Origin of the sequence: Bradyrhizobium uaiense, assembly GCF_010811875.1 — a bacterium.
GTDB lineage: Bacteria > Pseudomonadota > Alphaproteobacteria > Rhizobiales > Xanthobacteraceae > Bradyrhizobium > Bradyrhizobium uaiense.
On sequence record NZ_VKHP01000753.1, the window covers coordinates 1 to 250 of the forward strand.

The window sequence follows — 250 nt, forward strand, 5'->3', positions numbered from 1 at the left end:
CAGCGGCATGAAGGTGATCGCCTGGAACCGGTCACCCAAGAGCCATCCGGGCGTCGAATTCACCGAACTCGACACGGTGCTGGCGAACAGCGACGTGGTCTCGATCCATCTGTTGCTGAACGACGAGGCCGGCGTGGCGGATGTGGCCGGAGTTGAGCGCGTCGATCATCGCCTGCTCGTCGACGATGGCGCCGCGCGCGGTGTTGATCAGCACCACGCCCTTCTTCATCTTCGCGATCTTCTCGCGCGT

Annotated in this window: 2 pseudogenes; one reads left to right on the forward strand and one right to left on the reverse strand. The window is 63.6% G+C overall.

The window, feature by feature from the left end:
• A pseudogene (locus FNJ47_RS55120) lies at positions 1–127 on the forward strand (NAD(P)-dependent oxidoreductase); the annotation flags it as partial.
• Between the two features lie 45 nt (positions 128–172).
• Here FNJ47_RS55120 and FNJ47_RS55125 read toward each other — a convergent pair.
• Positions 173–229 (reverse strand): annotated as a pseudogene (locus FNJ47_RS55125) (NAD(P)-dependent oxidoreductase); the annotation flags it as partial.
• Positions 230–250: the final 21 nt, after the last annotated feature.